A 21,810-nucleotide genomic window follows, 5' to 3' on the forward strand; every position below is an offset into this window, starting at 1 on the left:
ACAAGGGAGAAAATGCAGATGCTAGAAATAATTGGACAATCTTTATTAGAGGCGGCAGCTCAAACTTTTGTTGGTGCTATTGCTGGATACTCTTTTGATAAAATGAAAAACAGGATTTACGGAGACAATAGCTTTGATGGTCCTTTTGATTTATGGCAAAGAGGAATTCATTGCCAAAACATTACATATGAAGATACTATTGCATTTGATGGATTGTTGTCTCCTTACATTCAACTTTTTCCAAGAGATCCATATGAAAATGCCGTTCGATGGAATTCACTATATAGTTTTGAAGGAAAAATTGATGCGAAGGAATTTAGCAACTTGGAATTTTATGCCGGCTCAGATGAGACAATCCGTACAGGTTCTCTCAATGGTGAAACATTAGTCGGATTATATAGTAGGTATGGATATATCGGAGAAGGGATATTAGGTGTAATATCTACATCATATTTATTGAAACATATTCCAGAATTTTTTCAAGAGGATTTTTATGGAAAACATGTAAGAATTACAGCTACATTATCAAAATGTCCTGCCCAACATGGATTTGTAGCTCAAGGTATGTTTCAGAAAGCGGGATTGACTTTAAATACGGATCAATATAGTGAAATCCCTTATTTAAAGATAAATTCGATTAAATTATATAATAAGGATAGAGATAATATTTGTTCTTTATTAGGTTCACCATGGGCTGCAACAGCACAAGAAAATGAGCCATATTTAGTCCAATATGGTTATATTAGCAATCGCAACGAAATAAACTCTTGTATAGGAAGAATGATTAATTCTCCTTCATGGGACAAGGTGAAGGTGTATTATGATGCGATAAAATCACCTTCACCATCAATAAGTTTTACTAATCAGTTTATTCTATAACATTGCCTTTATGTATGGCGGTAAATATAAATAATAGGGCAAATTTTGTGGTGAATAGAACTCAAATGGTAAATTATTGGTTTCCAAACACTTTTTTTGAAACGAATTAAGGGTACTCTTACATGTCTGAGCAATATTTTTGTTTTTTCCCCAAATTGTTTGAATATGTAAGATGCCTGGATATTCAGGGACTGTGACCAACGATAATGCAATGTTGCTACATTTTTTGATTTCCTGAATAGAATCATGAGTTATGGTTCCGTCAAAAATATGTCGGTATATGATGTCTGAACAAACTCCTTTATCAGTAAGCATATCATTCATTTTTTTAAAGAATGAATATCCGTATGTGTTGCTTTCTTTCAATAAATTAAAGCAATCATTAACGATTACATCATAATGTGTTTTATCACTATCCAAAAATTCCACACCATCATTTTCTACAAAGTGAAATCTTTTATCAGCAAGAACCGTCTTAGCATGATTGTAATAATGCTCCATCAGCTTTAATACAGTGTAATCGTGGTCGCATAATGTTATTGCTTGTATTGATGGATATTTCAGCAATTCATAGGCAGCAAATAATGAGCCTCCACCAAGTACAAGAGCTGTTTGTGGACAGTCACAAAAGCTTATAGGTAAATGAACCAGTTGTTCATGATACATACATTGGTAATTTTCGATATGTTGTATCTCACCATTTATTACCAAGACTAAACCGAGTGTATCGTGACGATATATTTTAATTTTTTGTTTTAGAGTAACCATAGATTCCAGTAGTTTCAAATTATCCAAATATAGTGAGATATTCTCTTTTTCGTAAAAATTCAAATCTTATCCTCCCCTTGTCTATATTTCTGACAGATAACTCAGAATTATCTATCACTCATATTATAATATCATAATATATCTTCCGCAATACCACTGTATCGTTCAGATATTAAAGCTCTTTTTATTCCTTTTATTTTTCTTATACTACAGCTTCTATGATCGTCTTAGAATCCACTTCTACCTGCCGCACTCCGATCTCTTTCTTCTGATTGAAACTGAATGTCACCATATAGCCCTTATCCAGATGATAGCTGTTCAAGTAATCAACCAACTGTTCTTCTCCCTGTCGGTTATACTCCTCCCCATGCCAGATCTTCAGTTCGATTATATATCGTTCTCCAAGATAGTCTACAATCACATCTGTCCTGCGCTGATCCCTTGTCTCAGCTTCAATATAATAATTACCGACTCCATTAATAATTGGTCTGAGATACAACAGAAAGTATTTTCTGCCTTCTTTTTCAATGAATTTCTCATCCCGATCTCCGTAAATATCATGAAAATGAACAACGAACCGTTCTAAGATCAAATCCATGTTCAAGTGCCCATTCATCACAAATTGATTTTTATCCAGCAAGGATTTATCATAAATATCTTTACTCTGCATTTCAACGGTTGACAGATAATAGTTGTATAATCGTGTCTCAAAGATTCGGTTCGCAATCACAACTTTTCCATTCTGATTTTTCACAAAGCCAAACATTGTCGCAATATCAATGGATGTCTCATCTGCATTATATGCAATACTCTTCCCTGTGAAGAGAATCGTTTGAATGGTCTGGTTCAGTTCCGGATAATCCTTTAACTTATTGAACAATGATTCGAACAACGTATTTTTTTCTGATAAAAGCATGCGGACAGCTTCCTCAAAGCCTTTTTTTGTCCACACATCACTAAGTGAAGGATATGACTCTTCCTGACTTATTCTTTCATCCATCAATTGACAAAGGCGTGATACAAGAAATGGGTATCCTGAAGTATAATTATGCAACCATTGTGCCATATCATTTATGTTCATGCCGGTATGATAATCCGCTTCATATTCTTCCAGCATTCCTGCAATTTCTTCCTTGGAAAAGCTCATATCGACTGTAAACTCTGCTGCGATATTCCATGGACTGTTATATTTATGTTCTTCTTCCGGTCGGAGTTTTCTTTTCAGATTCTTAATATCATACACTCCTGCAAGGATGACAGATTGAAATGCAGGCTGAATATCTCTGTCGATATATTGAGCCCGCAACTGTGCCAGAAAGTCTAAAAAGACCTGATTATTCGACGCACTGTCTACTTCATCAATCATAATTACAATCGGTTTATCAGCGGAAGCACAAAGATCACTAAGATAGCCAAAAAGTGAACGGAGTGTAAAGTTCTCATTTAATGGACGCTCACTGATCTTTCTTCTTAAGTTCTCTAAAGATTCTTCCATTTTCTTTGGAAACTCTCTGTATCTTCTCTCAAACTCCTCCAAAATGGAATCTGCAAATGAATTTGCAAATCTGCTTTCTGTTTCGAACTCAGCACTTCCAAATGTCTGGAAATCCAAGGAAACCACATAATAGTCTTTCATCAGATTTCTATACAAAGCTCTCAGCGTGGTCGTCTTTCCATACTGCCGCGCACGGTTGATCGTAAAATATTTCCCTGCATCAACCAGTTTCTTTATCTCTCTCACTCTGCTATCCAGATTAATCATGTAATGTTCCTGTGGGATACATATTGCTGCTGTATTGAATACTTTCGGCATATTATCGCTCCTTTTTGTCCTGCACATTTTCCTACTTAAGATTCTACCATTGCACCTTATAAAAGGCAAGTTTGTTATTTTCTGTCTTGTTCTGCAAAAAATACATTTTATCGTCCACTCTCCGCCCTGCCCTCCTTGAATTTTCTCCTGAAAAATGGTATAACGTTAAATGTATAATGATTAATCTGTTAATTCTAATTAATCAATTCACGTTACTGTCTGATTTCTTAAGACAGTTAAAAACTAATTCACACTGAGGAGAAGAAAATGACGAACATCGAAATGTTAGAAAACACACTCCCGATTGCACCTCTGAAACTGATTGCTATGGAGAGTTGCAAACCTCTGGGACAGAAGGTAAATGATTATATTGTTTCCTTCCGTGAGAACACGATCAACGAAGTAACAGAATCCCCACTTTACAGAAACTATAAGGCCAACAATTACCAGGTAGACTGTAGTTGTCCGAGATTCGGTTCCGGTGAAGCTAAGGGTATCCTGAAAGAGACAATCCGTGGTACTGACCTTTTTATCATGACTGATGTATGCAACTACAGCCTGACTTACACAGTAAACGGACATCTTAACCATATGTCTCCAGATGACCATTATCAGGATCTGAAGAGAATTATCGCTGCTGCAACAGGTAAGGCTCGCCGTATCAATGTTATCATGCCTTTCCTTTACGAAAGCAGACAGCACAAGCGTACAAGAAGAGAGTCTCTGGACTGTGCTCTTGCACTGGAAGAACTGGACGCAATGGGCGTTTCCAACATCATTACATTTGATGCTCATGACCCACGTGTACAGAATGCAATTCCACTTAGTGGATTTGACAGCTTTAACCCACAGTATCAGTTCTTAAAGGCACTGTTCCGTGCAGTACCGGATCTGAAAGCTGACAAAGAACATCTGATGATCATCAGCCCGGACGAGGGAGCTATGCACCGTGCGGTTTACTTCTCTAACGTACTTGGTGTTGATATGGGTATGTTCTACAAGCGTCGTGACTACTCTACAGTTGTAAACGGAAAGAACCCGATCGTTGCCCATGAATTCCTCGGTGATGATGTGACAGGAAAGGATGTTCTTATCGTTGATGATATGATCTCTTCCGGAGAAAGTATGCTTGATGTTGCAAAACAGCTGAAAGAGCGTAATGCCGGACGTGTCTTTGTATGTACAACATTCGGACTGTTCACAGACGGATTTGATAAATTCGATGAGTATTACAATAAGGGATATATCAGTAAAGTTATTACAACAAACCTTACATATCTCCCACCGGAACTTTATGAGAAACCTTACTTTGTAAAAGCTGATATGAGTAAGTTCATCGCACTGATCATTGATTCCCTGAACCATGATGTGCCGATCAGCTCTGTTATCAGCCCGACAGATAAGATTCATGCTCTTCTTGAAAAGCGTGAAAAAGGGCTTCTGTAAAAATCTATAAAAATACCTGCAAGATGTCAAAATTGATATCTGCAGGTATTTTTTTAATGCTTGAATTATTTTATTTCATCTCCGCAACGCGGTCCTGAATCGTCTTATTGAAATTCTCAATCTGTCTGGAATAAGGCTCGTTCATGAACTTGGAGTTCAGCATGAAGTCTGCTGTTGCAAGGTTGTTCGCAACCGGAATGTCATATACTACAGCAATTCTAAGAAGCGCCTTAACATCCGGGTCATGTGGCTGTGCCTCTAACGGATCCCACAGGAAGATCATGAAATCAATCTGTCCTTCTACGATCTTCGCACCGATCTGCTGGTCTCCACCAAGTGGTCCACTGCAGTATCCCTTTACCGGGAGTCCTGTTTTCTCTGCGATCAGACGGGCTGTTGTTCCTGTTCCGCAGAGGAAATGTCCCTGTAATACTTCTTTATTTCTATCGCACCATTCAATCAGTTCTTTCTTTTTTCCATCATGGGCTACAAGTGCAATGTGTTTTGCTTTTCCAATTTCCATTGTCACAAAATTATCTGTAAGCATTTTTGTGTCCTCCTTCAAGTCTTCCTGTTGTTGATCTTTTTTATCATTTTCAACAGTTTTCCTTCTGGTGTCTATTATATTTTCTTTTCCCTGTTACTTCAACCTGTTTTGTTGATTCTTAATAGAACTTTTACGGTTATCATTCACAGATTTTTTACTCTTCCATGTTCCGATGTTCTTCATCATAGAATTTCATCAACGCCTGTGTTCCGAGATCTCCGAATCCTTCCTGCTCAAGTTCTTCGTAATTGGCAAGAACCATACTGAGTACATCAAGGGAAAGTCCTTTTCTGTTCGCTTCGATCAGTGCAAGCTTCATATCTTTGATGAAGTGTTTCATAAAGAATCCCGGTGCATAATCATCTTTTAAGATCTTTGGTCCGAATGTATCAAGCTGCTTGCTTCCTGCTGCCCCTGTCGCAACGGACTTCATGAATACTTCCGGATCCAGTCCCTGTTCTTTTGCATAAGTAAGTGCCTCGCACACACCGGACAGTGTTCCGGCGATCATGATCTGGTTCGCCAGCTTGCAGTGCTGTCCGCATCCAGCCTTCCCCTGATAATTAATGTTTGTTCCCATCGCCTCAAAGAGTGGCATACAGGCTTCATAATCTTCCTTTTCTCCACCAACGAGAATAGATAATGTTCCGGCTTTCGCTCCTGTATCTCCGCCTGTGACAGGTGCATCCATCACATGGAAACCTCGTTTTGTACCTTCCTCGTAAATCTTCTCAGCAATCTGCGGACTTGTTGTTGTCATATCGATCAGATAAGCGCCTTCCTTTGCACTGTCTAAGATATTCCCCTCATCAAAATATACTTCTTCTACATCCTGTGGGAACCCAACGATCGTAATAACTGCATCACAATCCTGCACGCAATCCTTGATTGACTCATGGAACTGTGCTCCTTCGCCGATCACATCTTCTACTTTACTCTTTGTTCTTGCATAGATATGTAATTCAAATCCGGCTTTCATAAGATTTCTGACCATGGATTTTCCCATGATCCCTACACCGATAAAACCTACTTTATTCATCTGCTTCATTCCTCCTGTCTAAGATAGCTCCCATGTTATCACACAGGAGCCATTCTTATCATTTTCTATTTTCAACTATCTTTCTTCTTTTGTCACAACTTCGCCCTGTTTTTTGTAAATGCTGTTTGACGGAACAAATCCACGTACAGAAGAAAGTGGATAGATATTGCTGTGATTTCCAACAACTGTTCCCGGATTCAGAACGCTTCCGCATCCTACTTCTACTTCATCTCCGAGCATTGCGCCGAACTTCTTCATACCTGTTTCAATCTTCTCATCTCCGGCTTTTACTACAACAAGTTTCTTATCTGATTTTACGTTAGATGTAATTGATCCGGCTCCCATATGAGATTTGTATCCAAGAACAGAATCACCTACATAATTATAGTGCGGAACCTGAACTTTATTAAAAAGGATCACGTTCTTAAGCTCTGTGGAATTTCCTACAACAGCTCCTTCTCCTACGATCGCATTTCCACGGATAAATGCACAGTGACGAACCTCTGCATCCTTTCCGATGATTGCCGGTCCATTGATAAATGCAGTCGGAGCAACCTTTGCAGATTTCGCTACCCATACATTTTCTCCGCGTTTCTCATATTCATCCTCACTCAATGTAGCTCCAAGTTCAAGGATGAAGCTACTGATCTTCGGAAGTACTTCCCACGGATAAGTAACTCCGTTGAAGATATCTTTTGCGATTGTCTGGTCTAATGAATAATTTTCTTTTACTGTTAATGCTTCTAACATGGTAATTCCTTTCTGCCGGTTAGAACCGACTTACATTTATGCTTTTTAATTGTGTCATTTACTTTTGTTGCCTGTTTTTGTTCTACCTGTCGTTTTATTACTGTTTACAGACGGATAAAACCCTGCTGCTTTTTCATAGCAGGCTCTAAGCTGATATTGATTGTTCAATCCTTTCACCCCAACGGTTCTGCTGGTGATGAAATGATCGAGTTTTCTCATATATTCATCTGATGTGATGGAACCTTCTGCCACATAGTTCAGCCCCTTCTCCCAGCTTGCTGTAAGTTCCGGGTTCAGGAGTGACCGGATGGAATGATCAACAACATCATAGATCATCTCTCCCTGCAGCGTCGGTGTGATCACCTGTGTCTTCTTGTTCAATGCGAGATACTTGATATTCACAAGCTTTTTCAGAATCTCTGCTCTTGTCGCACTTGTTCCGATTCCGCTTCCTTTGATCTGGGCACGAAGTTCTTCGTCCTCGATCAGCTGTCCTGCATTCTCCATTGCCAGGATCATGGAACCGGAATTGTAACGCTTCGGAGGTGATGTCTCTCCTTCTTTGATATCCAATGCTCTGACCTGAAGGACTGCACCCTTCTTTAATGACTTGATCACTTCGAACAATCCGGTGTCCAGGCTTTGATCGGAAGAATCGGAACCTGCCTCGTCATTTGTATCATTGTTATTATTCTCACTGTTTCCATTCCCGCTATCTTTTGTGGCTGTCTGAGAAGCTTTCTTCTTCGGAATGCCTGCCACTTTCAGATAACCTTCCTCAGCAAGTACTTTGAAGCTTGAGAAGAAGCTTTCTTCTTTGATCTTCGTCACGATAGCAACCTTCTGGTAAACTGCCGGCGGATAGAAGATACTCAGGAATCTTCGCACGATCAGGTCGTACACACCCTTCGCAGTAGATGAAACAGTAGTCAATGCATTCAACCCTTGTCCTGTAGGAATGATTGCATAATGGTCTGTGATCTGCTTGTCATTCACATAACGTGTCTTTGCAAGTGTCTTATAACTTCCGAAATTCAAGATATCCTGCATATACGGTGCCGCCATCGGATATTTTGACAGCCCGTTCAGATTTCTTGTGATTTCCTTTGCCACTGCAGTAGACAGAACACGGGCATCTGTTCTTGGATAAGTCACAAGTTTTTTCTCATACAGTTCCTGCACGATTCGTAGTGTCTCATCCGGACTGATCTTAAATCTCTTGGAGCAATCATTCTGAAGCTCCGCAAGGTTGTACAAAAGAGGAGGATTCTTCTTCTCTTTCTTTTTCTCGATCGACTCAATCCGGCAGTTTAGTCCTGATTGTTCCTGCATTTCTGCTGCTACATTTACAGACTCGTCATCCGGTGTCTGCAGGTATTGAATCAATTCTTCTGCTTTCTTGCGCTCCTTGAATCCATTTTCCTTATAAAGGTCATAGGACTCAAAATAGCGAGAGCCTTTCACTGCTCTCCACTCACCCTCGAACGTATGCCCCTGTGCATCGATCGTGCTAAGTACGCGGTAAAACGGTGTCTTGACGAAATCACGGATCTCGCGTTCTCTGCGCACAACCATGCCAAGAACACACGTCATAACGCGTCCTACAGATACAACGGAATACTTCGTTTGCAGAAAATTTGAAATACTATTTCCATACTTCAAAGTCAGCAGACGGGAGAAGTTAATTCCCATCAGATAATCTTCCTTGGCACGCAGGTATGCAGATGCTCCGAGGTTATCATACTCTGACAGATCTTTGGCTTCACGGATTCCTCGAAGAATCTCTTCTTCTGTCTGGGAATCGATCCACACTCTCCGGCGCTTTTTTCCTTCCACGTGTGCTTCCTGTTCTACGAGACGGTAGATATATTCTCCCTCTCGCCCGGAGTCGGTACAGACATAGATCGTATCGACATCTTCCCGGTTCAGGATCCCGCTGACGATCTGGAACTGCTTTGCCACTGACGGAATGACTTCGTATTTGAATTCTTCCGGGATAAATGGCAGCGTCTGCAGGTTCCATTTCTTAAGTGCCGGATCATATTCCTCCGGATAACTCATCGTCACCAGGTGACCTACGCACCAGGTGACAATGGCTTCGTCTGACTCAAGATATCCGTCCCGTCGTTTTGTATTTAGTTTCAATGCTTTTGCGAATTCCTGGGCAACGCTCGGTTTCTCCGCAATGTATACTGATTTTCCCATAAATTAATTATTTATCTTCCATTCACTTATTTTACACGAAATCTGTAGGTAGTACGAGTATCATATTTCTCGCCTTTCTTACAGATCGGTCCCGGGAAGTTTTCATGGTGGATTGCATCCGGATAGTACTGTGTCTCCAGACAGATCGCATCTCTCATCTCATAAACCGCTCCGTCTCTTCCTTTCTCTCCGTCAAGGAAGTTCGCAGTATAGATCTGCACACCCGGAAGATCTGTCAGTACGCTCATATGGATTCCACTTTCATCCCCGGCTACTTCTGCTACTTTATCAAATTCGCCTTCATTTTTCAATACCCAATTGTGGTCGTATCCATTTCCGAATACCAGCGGTTCATAGTCTGCTTCAATATCTTTTCCGATTGTCTTATCTATTCTGAAATCCATCGGAGTTCCTTCCACACTGCGGATCTCACCTGTCGGAATGGATGCTGCGTCTGCCGGTGTAAATGCATCCGCATTCAGCCATAATGTGTGATTCAGAACATCTCCGCTCTTATGTCCGTTCAGGTTAAAGTAACTGTGATTTGTCATATTGATGATCGTATCCTGATCCGGCTCTGCTTCGTAGTGGATCATCAAAGTATTCTCTTCATCCAGAGAATAGGTCACTTTCATAACAAGTGCTCCCGGATATCCCTGATCCCCATCTGGGCTGTCCATCTCAAATGTTACATGAGTATCATCTGCATCCGCAACCTTCCACAATCTTCCGTGATAGAAATCAAGTCCGCTGTGTAAGTTATTCTCTCCGTCATTCTTTGTCAAGTGATATTCTGTTCCATTGATCTCGATCACTGCCCCACCGATACGATTTGCGTTACGTCCGACAGATGCTCCAAATGCATTTCCAAGTCCGGCTTCATATCCAGCTGCATCATCATATCCCAGTGTCACTTCTACCGGATTGTTATCCTTATCCGGAACAAGTACACTTGTCAGTGTTGCTCCGAAGTCGGATACACTGATCTGCATTCCTGCTTCGTTTTCAAGAATGTATAATGTTGCCAATTCCCCTTTCGATGTCTTTCCAAAGTCTTTTTTCTGTAACGGTTTCATCTTTCTCTGCTCCTCCATCTCTCGTCCTTCTATTGTTTTTTTCTGAAAATCTTCAGTACAGCTGTTAAGAATCCTTCTTTTTTCTTCTTCGGCACATTGGCTGCAGCCGGACGTTTTGCCTGTGATGCTTCTCGCATAAAGGTCTCCTGTGCATTCACAAGATTTGCTCCGTCTTCCACCGGTTTCTTCACATATGTTCCGTCACTTGTCATCGCACGGGCTTTCACATTGTCAGAGAGCATCACATGAAGCTGATGGAACAGGCGTTTCCGGATCTCTACATCATAGACCGGGCACGCGACTTCTACACGCTTCTCTGTATTTCTCGTCATCATATCTGCAGAACCGATATACATCTTGGCATCTGCTCCTTTTCCGAAGACGAAAAGTCTTGGATGCTCCAGATATCTTCCGACGATACTTGTCACACGCAGATTCTCTGTCTTTCCCTTGATTCCCGGGAGGATACAGCAGATTCCACGCACGATCAGATCTATCTTCACCCCTGCCTGAGATGCTTCTGTTACTTTGCGAATGAAATCCATGTCCGTAACAGAATTCATTTTCATAATGATTCTTCCGCTCTCACCTTTTGCAATTTCTTCATCCATCAAGGCAAGTACTTTCTGTTTCAGGCTTGTCGGTGAAACAATCAGATGCTTGTAAACTCCATTCAGATTGCTGATCGACATATTCTGGAAAAAGACTGCTGCGTCTTCACCAATCTCTTGTCTGCTTGTCATCAGCGAGTAATCGGTATACATCTTCGCTGTCTTTTCGTTATAATTTCCGGTTCCAATCTGTGTAATGTAATGAATTCCGGTACGGTTTCTGTATGTGATCAGGCAGATCTTGGAGTGTACCTTATAACCCTCGAATCCGTACAGAACACGGCATCCGGCCTCTTCCAGACGCTCGGACCAGTCAATGTTGTTCTGCTCATCAAAACGTGCTCTCAGCTCGATCAGAACCGTAACCTCTTTTCCATTCTCAGCCGCTGCACAGAGATATTCTACAAGTCGTGCTTTCTTCGCCAGACGATAGATTGTGATCTTGATCGTCAGAACTTCCGGGTCTGTTGATGCTTCTTTGATCAGCTGGAGGAACGGTTCCATGCTTTCGTATGGATAGCAAAGGAGTACATCTTTCTTCTTTATCTGCGGAATCACCTTACCCTCTGCAAGCATGGAAGACGGCTGCGGAGAAAATGGTACATCCACGAGCGTTGTTTTCTTCGAATCCGGAAGTTTATCAGCGATTGCAAAGATAAAGTCCAGCTTCATCGGCATCTTTGTTCGGAAAATGCATTCCGGATGGATATTGAATTTCTCACAGAAATATTTCTCCATCTCTTTACTCAGAGAATTGGCTGCCTCAAGACGGACAACGGCCATCCTTCTTCTCTTGTGAAGTGTCTCCTGCATCACATGACGGAAATCTCCACTGTCTGCATAAGCTTCATCATCCGGTGATACATCTGCATTTCTCGTTACACGAATATAATTCTTGTCTGAGATCTGATACTGGTCAAAAACAAGATCAATAAATTCCAGGATAATCTTTTCCATACGGATATAACGGATGTCATACCCCGGAAGATAGAGAATATTAGAAATATATTGTGGTACCGGGATGATTCCGAGCATCGTCTTGTCTCCCTGCTTCAGATTCGCAACCACATACAGTTCTTTACTTAACAGATGTGGGAACGGATGGTTCGCATCTACGATCTGTGGGGAAAGCACCGGCATTACTTCTTCTTTGAAATATTTCTTTACAAACTTCTTCTCCTGCTGTTCCAGTTCCCTGAAGTCAAGACCGCAGACACCATACGGACTTAACTGTTTCTTGATCTCTGCATATGTCTTATCTCGTTCCTTGTAAAGTGGGGAAACAGCTCGATAAATTGCATCTAACTGCTGTTTTGCTGTCATACCAGATCGCTGATCGATCTTTTTGCTGTCTGCTGATGCCATATCATACAGACTTCCTACGCGGATCATAAAAAACTCGTCTAAGTTGCTTGTGAAAATAGCTACAAATTTCATACGTTCCATCAAAGGAACTGTCTCGTCCCGTGCTTCTTCGAGAACGCGCTGGTTGAACCGAAGCCACGATAATTCACGGTTCTGAGTTTCTTCTAAAATCTCTCTCATATAACTCAACTCCCTTTTCTCTCTTCTTTTAACAAGTCGATTTATTTTTATTACTGTTCAAGATACTTCAGCATTTCTTCTGTCTTTCGCTCCATCAGATGATATCCATGCTCATAAAATGCATGCAGGACATCCGGATGCTGTTCGAGCCGTGATACTGGTTTTACATGTGGACGAAGAACATAAATCTCTCCTCGCTTTTCAAGCTGGTCCAGATAATTCATCGTCTTATTATAGATAAAACTTCTTCTGAAGATTGTCCGGACTGCATTCGGATAGGACTTATATGCCTGTCTGTAAAGCTTCTGCACTGCCGATGAGATTACTTTCTTACGATAGCCCTGATTTCTCGTCAGGATCACTATGATCTTCTCATTCCCAAGCTTCTGTGCACGACGGATTGGAACAGAATCTGCAAGTCCGCCATCCAGATACGGGACACCGTCAATATTCACCATCGGAGTCACAAGCGGCATGCTGCTTGATGCACGACAGATCTTCATCAATCGGTCAGGATCTTCTGTTTCCGTCATATATTCTGCATTTCCAGTCAGACAGTTTGTCGTTACCAGCTCACAGTGCATCTCTGACTGAAAATATGTATCAAAATCAAATGGGATCAGTTCATTCGGATATTTATCAAAAATCAAATCCATATTCATCAGACTTTTCTCCCTGATCGTATCTTTCACTCCATTAATATACTTCATATCTTTTGTATTCGGAATCATACAGTCTCTTGTACGTCCCGGCTGTCTGGAAACATAATCTACTGCATTACATGCGCCGGCAGACACACCGATCACATCTGAAAAATAAATATCCTGTTCCATAAGGTAATCCAGAGCACCAGAAGTAAATATGCCTCTTGTTGCTCCACCTTCCAGTACGATTGTTGCTTTCTTAAGTGCCATGGTTTCTCCTCTTTTCTACTGCTATTTATATTGTGAGATTCTTAGTAACATTATAACTTTTTACAATGGAAAGAACAAGGATTAGTTCTTATACATTTTCACACAGTTTGCCCTGCTTTTTCGTATGCATTTTTCTATTTCAGTACTTGTCAGCACCCTTTCTTCTATGTTAATATATGGATTGGTATGTTCTTATTCACACGTATTTGAAAAAGGACAATTATAACAACGTAATCACAATTCTAATTTATTTACAAGGAGACTTTCAAATGATTAGTGCAAATAACGTAACCCTTCGCGTCGGGAAAAAGGCGCTGTTCGAAGATGTTAACATCAAATTCACAGAAGGGAACTGCTACGGAATGATCGGTGCGAACGGTGCCGGTAAATCTACATTTCTTAAGATTCTTTCCGGACAGCTTGAGCCGACATCCGGTGATGTAGTTATCTCCCCGGGCGAGAGACTTTCTTTCCTTCAGCAGGATCATTTCAAATATGACGAATTCCCTGTTCTTGATACAGTTATCATGGGAAATGCACGTCTGTATGAAATCATGAAAGAGAAAGAAGAAATTTACGCAAAAGAAGATTTCACAGATGAAGACGGAATCAAAGCAAGTGAGCTGGAAGCTGAGTTCGCTACAATGGATGGATGGGAAGCAGAATCTGATGCTGCCAACCTCCTGAACGGACTTGGTATCGAGACAGAGCTTCATTATAAACTGATGAAAGACCTGACAGGTTCTGAGAAGGTCAAGGTTCTTCTTGCACAGGCATTGTTCGGAAATCCGGATATCCTGCTTCTTGACGAGCCTACCAACCACTTGGATCTTGATGCAATCGCATGGTTGGAAGAATTCCTGATCAACTTTGACAACACAGTTATCGTTGTATCCCATGACCGTTACTTCCTGAACAAGGTATGTACACAGATTGCCGATATCGATTACGGTAAGATCCAGCTTTACGCAGGAAACTATGACTTCTGGTATGAGTCAAGCCAGCTGCTGATCCGTCAGATGAAAGAGGCCAACAAGAAAAAAGAAGAAAAGATCAAAGAGCTGCAGGAATTTATTTCCCGATTCAGTGCGAACGCTTCCAAGTCCAAACAGGCTACTTCCAGAAAGCGTGCCCTGGAGAAAATCCAGCTTGATGAGATCAGACCTTCCAGCCGTAAATATCCTTACATTGACTTCCGTCCGAACCGTGAGATTGGTAATGAAGTTCTCACTGTAGAAGGACTTTCCAAGACAATTGACGGCGAAAAGATTCTTGATAATCTTACATTCACACTTGGCCGTGAGGATAAAGTTGCTTTCGTTGGTGGAAATGAATTTGCTAAGACAATCCTCTTCAAAATCCTGATTGGCGAGATGGAACCGGATGAGGGAACATATAAATGGGGAGTTACAACTTCTCAGGCTTACTTCCCGAAGGATTTCGGCGGAGAATTCGACAATGACTACAATATCACAGAGTGGCTGACACAGTACTCTGAGGAAAAGGATGTAACTTATGTTCGTGGATTCCTTGGAAGAATGCTCTTCTCCGGTGAAGACGGAGTGAAGAAAGTTGCTGTACTTTCCGGTGGTGAGAAAGTTCGCTGCCTGCTCTCCAAGATGATGATCTCAGGAGCAAATGTACTGCTTCTTGATGAGCCAACGAACCACCTGGATATGGAGTCTATCACAGCACTCAACAATGGTCTGATCAAATTCCCTGGAGTACTTCTCTTTACTTCCAGAGACCACCAGATCGTACAGACAACAGCGAACCGTATCATGGAGATTGTTCCGGGCGGTAAGCTGATCGATAAGATCACAACTTATGATGAATATCTTGAGAGCGATGAGATGGCCAGAAAGAGACAGACTTACTCTGTACAGACAGATGATGAGGATTAAGATATAATGATCAAGAGCCAGAACAGACACCGTGTGTTGTCAATGTGTAATCTAATTTTGCACTTTTGGGGCAAATAATTTTTGCGTTTTATAAAAGGGTACTAAACCAGCAATTCGCTAAGTCTAGTACCCTTTATTTTTACTTTTTCATGTGGATTTTGAGTTTGAATGAAATTGGTATTTCATTATGTTTTTGACCCTCGAAAATGCCTTAAATTCAAGGACTTTACAAAATCAACATAGAGGAAAAATTGGGTACTAAAACCATTTTCTTAGATTTTCCCAAAAACACTATCATCTATGTCTGTTTTGTAAACTATTTCGTTTATTTGACGTTCGACAAAAGTGCAAAAATAATTTACACAATTTTGATGAAAAAATGCAAATTTGGATTGCACAGCGACATGTGTTGTGCCTGTCCTGGCTCTTTCTAATCTTTATCAATTATTCACTCCATGGTGCGCTGCCACACTATCAACGGTCAGTCCTTTGAATGTGTATCCCTGACTTCTATAGTAATCAATAATCTGTGGCAATGCCTGTACGGTTGTATCTTTTGCATCTGTATCATGCATCAGAATATCAACATGATTTGCCGTGCAGGATGTTGCGTTGGAAACCAGCTTTTCTACCGGCACATTATTTCCGCTTGCGTCAGTAGAATCACAGTTCCAGTCAAAATACTGATATCCTTTGTCTCTCACTGCTTTCGTAAGTGTTGTCATCAATCCTTTGACATATTTTGCACTGACGGTGTTGCTGGATCCTCCCGGGAAACGAATGATCATGGATTTCGTTCCTGTGATACTCTCTACCAGATCCGATACTTTCTGCAGATCTGCGAAGTATGCATCTTCGGATGCGTAAACTGTTGCATAATCATGTGTATAGGTATGAAGTCCAATCGAATGTCCTTCGGAAAAGGCTCTTTTTATCATAGCATCATGTTCCTGATTATTTCCTGTGACGAAGAAGGTTGCCTTTGCATTTTTTTCTTTCAGGATATCAAGAATCTTTCCGGTATTCTCTGACGGACCATCATCGAAAGTCAGATAAACAACTTTCTCATTCCAATCCGGATTCTCTTTCACTTTGATCTTTCGCTCAATCTTTGTCTCGTTTCCGGAACGGTCTTTTGCAAGATAGGTAACAATATAGGTTCCCGGTGTTGCAAAATCCACTTTGTCAGCACCCTGTACTTCCAATGTTGGCTCTGGATCCATATCATCCTTTATCGTAACCCCTTCATTAAAGTCCATCGTATCGCCCTGTGCAAGTTCTTTATCATCTGCTCCTTCAATCGTCGGTCCTGTTGTATCCTCTTCCAGATTCAGTGTTGATTTACCTTCTGTTTTATGACCGTCACTATCTGTTGCAGCAACAGTTACTCCGTATTTTCCTTTCTTCTCCCAGGAATCCTGTCCGACAAATTCAAGTGTGACATCTGATGCATCTTTTACTGATTCTACAAAATCTTCCGGCTTGATATCTTTCGGAAGTTCTGTTGTATAACTGTCTTTCATTTTAAGCTCAGGTGCTTTTGTATCCTTAACTTCGACTTCAGCTTTTACTTTTTGTTTACCATAGACATAGTAAACCGTATATTTTCCTTCTTTATTCGTATCTACTTTCCCTTCTGTCTTCACATCTTTCGCTTTCCCACCAACAACGAAACGGATGTTGGACATTAGATCCATACTTTCCTTCTTTTCCTGCGCGATCACTTTACTCCGTAATACAATCGGATTCATTTTAAAATAAGTAAATGTTGAAACTGCCGGAACTAATACAACGAACAGAATCAATATGATTGCAATTCTCCTTCGTCTCTTGAGGCGTCGAATGCGTTGTTCATTCCTCTTGCGCCTCTCCCACTCTTTTCTAATGGAATCTGTGCTTTTTCCCATCGCGCCATAATGTTCATAAAACGCTTGTTCTTTCTTGCGTTCTTTTTCTTCTTTTGTTTCTTTAGACCACATGCTTATCCCTTTTTTTCTTTTCTATTCTTAGAATCAGGGGACAATCAAAATTGTCCCCTGACTTTTTCTTCCATATTAATCATAGCATTCCTTTTTTGCAGAAACAAGGGAACTTTAACAATCCTAATGATTTATTAAGAATCTTAAAGATTGTTCTTTAGAATTCTTCATCTTTCCAGTGTTTCAGACGCTTTACTGCATCTGGATTCTGTTTCTCAAGTCTTCGCTCCAGCCGCTCTCTTCGCTCTTCAATATGCTCAACAATCTCTGGATGCTCTTTCAGAAGACGATCTCTAAGTTTTCTTCTTCTACGCTCGATCAATTCAATGACGAGTTTTTTGTTTTCTTTTACATCACTTGGAAGATCATCTAAGTGAAGCTCCATTCTGCGGAGCAACTCATCTTCATCAAGTGCTCCAAGTGAATTCCAAAATTCCAGTTTTTCTTCGATTCCTTCTTCGGAAAGTTTCTCGAGATCTGTAATCTCATGGATCTGCTTCACAATAGAAAGCACTCGTTTCTCAATTTCTTTGACTGCATCATCACCAAATGCCCATGCAAACTCTTCCAGTGTATTTTCTTCTTCTGCAGGAAGGGAAAAATATTCTCTTCGCTTAAGTTTTTCGAGATCTTCTTCTGGAATATCCAATGGGCAAGGCTGCTCAATCCCCGCATCATGAAGTGCCGCAAGAATTGTTCTTCGCACAGCACCTTCTTTGATCAGATGTCCGATTCCAAGCTTTCTCATCTGATCGTTAACTTCTCTGGAATGTTCTGTGATATAGAACTTAATTCCACGTTTTTTCAGACTTGCTGCAAGCATTTCGAGAGCATCTGCCGCTGTAATATCCAGGCTGTTGATTGCTGATGCGTCCAGAATTACGGCCTTTGTATCCTCTTTGATACTGTTTTCAATATCTGAAACCAGCACTTTGATATTTGCAAAGAAAAGGTTCTCGCTAAATCTGTAAATAATCACATGCTTGATTGGATATGCAAAACGGTTTCTCTCCAGATCATAATAAACTTCTTTTCCCGGAATCATTCCACGGAAAGATCTCGGAGGGTTTGTAGCCCTTAAAATCACTGCAACAAAAGATAACAAAATTCCGATCACAACTCCGTAAATCGTACCAAGGAACAGCACACCGATCCCTGCTGCAATAAAAATATAGAATTCGTTTCTGCTTACTTTAAACAAGCGTACTGCAAGATGTGTCTCTACAACATTCATCAGTGCAGAGATTACGATTGCCGTCAATACCGGAACCGGAAGATATTCGATAAATCCGGTTGCACCTATAAGTACAACTGCCATGGTCAGTCCCGCTGTAATGGATACAACCTGTGTCTTTCCTCCATACTGTTCATTCATGGAAGTCCTGGAAATACTTCCATTTACCGGGCAGCATCCAACTGCACCGGCAGCAAGATTTCCTGCGGCACAGGCAAGGATTTCCTGACGGTCATCCAGTTCATATCCGTTTTTGGATGCAAAATTGTTCTCTGACAAAAGTGTCTCTGCCATGATCACAACAGCAACCATAAGTGCTCTTCCCACAGCCTGGGTAAGATTGATCCCTGTAAAATCCGGGAAAATAAGCCGCGGAAGCCCTGGTTGAACTGCCTGCAGGAGAACTACACCATACTGGTTTACATGAAAGACAATTGTCGAGAGAACTCCGACAATCATAATAACGATTGCCATCGGGAACTTTGGAATCAGTTTTTTGGATACAATCAAGATTACAAGTGCTCCAATTCCCATTCCAAAGGACAACCAGTTTATCTTTGTGATTGCCAGAAAAATGTGTTCTGCAAGTTCTATGAATTCTCCAGTCCCCGCCGGGCTTCCCATCAGTTTCGGAATCTGCATCATAATAATTGTCACTGCAATACCACTGATAAATCCACCCATAACCGGTGTTGAGATAAAATCAACAATCTTATCTGCATGTAAAAGATAAAACAACAATAACCAGAGTCCTGTAAACAATGCGATCAATGGTACATACTGCAATGCCTGGGCTGATTCTGCCGTCACTCCAAGTGTTGCCAGTGCAGCTCCGACAATTGCCGCCGGTGCCGCATCTACTCCGAAGATAAACTGTTTTGAAGTTGAGAGCATGGCAAATAGCAGGATCGGCAGAACAGATCCATAAAGTCCATACACCGCCGGAACACCTGCGATCTGTGCATACCCCATAGAGATTGGAATTGAGACCGCTACCATGATAATTCCGCTTAAAATATCTTTTGGCAAATATTCTTTTTTATAATTTTTTAATGTTGGAAATATTTTTACAGACACTTTTATGTCACTTCTTTCTTTTACTTCTTTTTTGCTGTTAATTCTCTACGCTTCCAAATGGTCCGATGTCCAGAGGATTCTGGTTCTGAACTGCGTCTGTCCCATCAGCATCTTCTGATATACCGTAACCTTTTTTATCACCTGCTGTCACTTCTTGAATCTTATCAAGAAAAACTGCTCCGTACTGTTCATATTTCTTAAATCCCATACCGTGTACTTCAAGCAATTCCTCTTTTTCAAATGGAACAAGTACACACATCTCATGTAAGGTACGATCTGAAGCGACCATATATGGCGGAATTCCTTTTTTCTTTGCCAAAGAATAACGCACAGAGCGCAATTCTTCGAATAATTCTCGGCTTTTATCTGTAAGATTCCCGAAACTCTCTCCCTTTCTATGAGACGCTTTCTTTCCACTTCCGGACTTTTTCTTTTCTGTAAGTTCTGACTTCTTGCAACGAAGTTTCAATTCTCTCGATTTCAGTAATTCTTCTGACCGGTCTGTTAGTTTCAGGATCGCATAACGATCTGCGCTCTGTTGAAGGTATCCGTGTTCGAGCAGTGTATAAACTACGTCTTTCAGCCTCTGCTGAGAGCATTTACTCTGTCTTCCATAAACAGAAAGTTCATTCATCCCTGCACTTCTGATCTTCGCTGTATTCGCTCCCGCCAGTGTGGAAAGGATCATTGTCATACCGTATCTCTGTCTGGATTCGCGCGCACACTCGATCACGTCTGCCGCAATCTCTCCGACATCAAGCTCTACGAATTCTTCCAGACAATTGGAACAATTCCCACAATGTTCTTCTGTCTCTTGTCCAAAATAATTCAATATGTATTTTCTAAGACACATGCTTGTCGTACAATAATTACTCATCTTACGCAGCCGGAGAACATCCTGTTCCCGGATCACCCGGAGTTCTTCTTCTGTGTATTCTCCAATCTGCTCTTTACTATCCAGCAGGAGCTGATTGATCATGATATCCTGCGGTGAATAGAAAAGGATACATTCTGCCGGTTCTCCGTCTCGTCCGGCTCTGCCTGCCTCCTGGTAATAATTTTCCATGCTCTGCGGCATATTATAATGAAGTACAAAACGGACATTGGACTTATCTATTCCCATTCCAAATGCATTCGTTGCGATCATAATCTCTATCCTGTCATAAATGAAATCTTCCTGACTTTCATTTCTTGCCTCTGTCCCCATTCCTGCATGATATCTTCCGACAGAAAATCCGGCATTCTGCAATTCCAAATAGAGTTCATCTACATTTTTTCTTGTTGCACAGTAAATAATTCCACTGTCTTCTCTGTGCTGTGTAAGATATTCCTTAATTGCATCCTTCTTCCCACGCGCTGGTCTTACTTCGAAGTAAAGGTTCTCTCTGTCAAAACCGGATACATTTATATAAGGAGATTCAAGATCAAGTACTTCAAGAATATCTTCTCTTACTTTCTGTGTTGCTGTTGCTGTAAATGCACTGACGACCGGGCGTCTTGGAAGCTGGCGGATGAATTCTGTGATCTTCACATAACTTGGGCGGAAATCCTGTCCCCACTGGGAAATACAGTGAGCCTCATCGATTGTCACCATAGAAAGTTCTGTATGACATGCAAAGTCCAGAAACCGTGGTGCCAACAAGCGTTCCGGAGCGACATAGATCATCTTATATCTGCCTGCCGCTGCCAGTTCTAATGCTTTTGTAATCTGCCGTTCTGTCAGTGCACTGTTAATATACGCTGCATGAACTCCTGCTTCATTCAGTGCCTTCACCTGATCGATCATCAATGAAATCAGCGGTGATACTACGATCGTGATCCCAGACATCAGAAGTGCCGGAACCTGATAACAAAGTGACTTTCCTGCTCCGGTCGGCATGATTGCCAACACATCTCTTCCATTCAAAATCTGATCTACAATCTCCTCCTGTCCTTTACGGAAAGAATCGTATCCAAAAATTTCTTTTAATATCTGTGTTTTTCTACTGTTGCTTTCCATCTACTGCTGCCTTTCACCTGTTGT

General features: G+C 41.1%; 15 protein-coding genes. 3 read left to right on the top strand and 12 right to left on the bottom strand.

What is annotated here, in order from left to right:
• The first annotated feature begins 18 nt into the window (after positions 1–18).
• A complete protein-coding gene (locus ACZ47Z_RS09190) occupies positions 19–879 on the top strand; it encodes a hypothetical protein (protein ID WP_054754012.1) in 861 nt (286 codons plus the stop codon).
• On the opposite strand, the gene ACZ47Z_RS09195 is transcribed toward ACZ47Z_RS09190, so the two are convergent.
• Together ACZ47Z_RS09195 and ACZ47Z_RS09200 are read right to left on the bottom strand one after the other, a co-directional pair.
• Positions 874–1,710, bottom strand: a complete 837-nt coding sequence (locus ACZ47Z_RS09195; protein ID WP_278461802.1) for a spermidine synthase — start codon at positions 1,708–1,710, stop codon at positions 874–876. The two genes, ACZ47Z_RS09190 and ACZ47Z_RS09195, sit on opposite strands and share 6 nt — an antisense overlap.
• A 139-nt stretch (positions 1,711–1,849) precedes the next feature.
• Positions 1,850–3,460 (bottom strand): AAA-like domain-containing protein, encoded by a 1,611-nt coding sequence (locus ACZ47Z_RS09200; protein ID WP_464525499.1) that lies wholly within the window; start codon positions 3,458–3,460, stop codon positions 1,850–1,852.
• A 267-nt stretch (positions 3,461–3,727) separates the two neighbouring features.
• On the opposite strand from ACZ47Z_RS09200, the gene ACZ47Z_RS09205 reads away from it, so the two are divergent.
• Positions 3,728–4,906 (top strand): ribose-phosphate pyrophosphokinase, encoded by a 1,179-nt coding sequence (locus ACZ47Z_RS09205; RefSeq protein ID WP_117826679.1) that lies wholly within the window; start codon positions 3,728–3,730, stop codon positions 4,904–4,906.
• A gap of 70 nt (positions 4,907–4,976) precedes the next feature.
• Here the strand turns inward: ACZ47Z_RS09205 and ACZ47Z_RS09210 are convergent, their stop codons facing one another.
• The 7 genes from ACZ47Z_RS09210 to ACZ47Z_RS09240 all read right to left on the bottom strand — a co-directional run bounded on the left by ACZ47Z_RS09210 (position 4,977) and on the right by ACZ47Z_RS09240 (position 13,593).
• The gene (locus ACZ47Z_RS09210) at positions 4,977–5,453 is read right to left on the bottom strand and encodes a methylglyoxal synthase (protein WP_020435679.1); all 477 of its coding nucleotides are present in this window, start codon (positions 5,451–5,453) and stop codon (positions 4,977–4,979) included.
• A 154-nt stretch (positions 5,454–5,607) separates the two neighbouring features.
• Positions 5,608–6,492: an NAD(P)-dependent oxidoreductase gene (locus ACZ47Z_RS09215; RefSeq protein ID WP_464525500.1), complete on the bottom strand. Its 885-nt coding sequence runs from the start codon at positions 6,490–6,492 to the stop codon at positions 5,608–5,610.
• Positions 6,493–6,567: 75 nt separating this feature from the next.
• Complete coding sequence (locus ACZ47Z_RS09220) at positions 6,568–7,242, bottom strand: acyltransferase (RefSeq protein WP_054754006.1); 675 nt, start codon at positions 7,240–7,242, stop codon at positions 6,568–6,570.
• Positions 7,243–7,296: 54 nt separating this feature from the next.
• The gene (locus ACZ47Z_RS09225) at positions 7,297–9,447 is read right to left on the bottom strand and encodes a DNA topoisomerase (protein ID WP_054754004.1); all 2,151 of its coding nucleotides are present in this window, start codon (positions 9,445–9,447) and stop codon (positions 7,297–7,299) included.
• Between the two features lie 26 nt (positions 9,448–9,473).
• Positions 9,474–10,523: an aldose epimerase family protein gene (locus tag ACZ47Z_RS09230; RefSeq protein ID WP_464525501.1), complete on the bottom strand. Its 1,050-nt coding sequence runs from the start codon at positions 10,521–10,523 to the stop codon at positions 9,474–9,476.
• A gap of 29 nt (positions 10,524–10,552) precedes the next feature.
• The gene (gene ppk1 / locus ACZ47Z_RS09235; protein WP_464525502.1) at positions 10,553–12,679 is read right to left on the bottom strand and encodes a polyphosphate kinase 1; all 2,127 of its coding nucleotides are present in this window, start codon (positions 12,677–12,679) and stop codon (positions 10,553–10,555) included.
• 50 nt (positions 12,680–12,729) lie between these two features.
• Positions 12,730–13,593, bottom strand: a complete 864-nt coding sequence (locus ACZ47Z_RS09240) for a patatin-like phospholipase family protein (RefSeq protein WP_054754002.1) — start codon at positions 13,591–13,593, stop codon at positions 12,730–12,732.
• Positions 13,594–13,862: 269 nt separating this feature from the next.
• Here ACZ47Z_RS09240 and ACZ47Z_RS09245 point away from each other — a divergent pair, with 269 nt between their 5' ends.
• The gene (locus tag ACZ47Z_RS09245; protein WP_015529731.1) at positions 13,863–15,497 is read left to right on the top strand and encodes an ABC-F family ATP-binding cassette domain-containing protein; all 1,635 of its coding nucleotides are present in this window, start codon (positions 13,863–13,865) and stop codon (positions 15,495–15,497) included.
• 440 nt (positions 15,498–15,937) lie between these two features.
• On the opposite strand, the gene ACZ47Z_RS09250 is transcribed toward ACZ47Z_RS09245, so the two are convergent.
• From ACZ47Z_RS09250 to recQ, 3 genes are all read right to left on the bottom strand, one after another.
• Entirely contained in the window at positions 15,938–17,476 is a 1,539-nt protein-coding gene (locus ACZ47Z_RS09250) for a polysaccharide deacetylase family protein (RefSeq protein WP_464525503.1), read from the bottom strand.
• A 157-nt stretch (positions 17,477–17,633) separates the two neighbouring features.
• Complete coding sequence (locus ACZ47Z_RS09255) at positions 17,634–19,787, bottom strand: SulP family inorganic anion transporter (RefSeq protein ID WP_464525504.1); 2,154 nt, start codon at positions 19,785–19,787, stop codon at positions 17,634–17,636.
• 37 nt (positions 19,788–19,824) lie between these two features.
• Entirely contained in the window at positions 19,825–21,786 is a 1,962-nt protein-coding gene (gene recQ, locus ACZ47Z_RS09260) for a DNA helicase RecQ (RefSeq protein WP_464525505.1), read from the bottom strand.
• Between the last annotated feature and the right edge of the window lie 24 nt (positions 21,787–21,810).

The sequence above is a fragment of the Mediterraneibacter faecis genome (assembly GCF_055383675.1).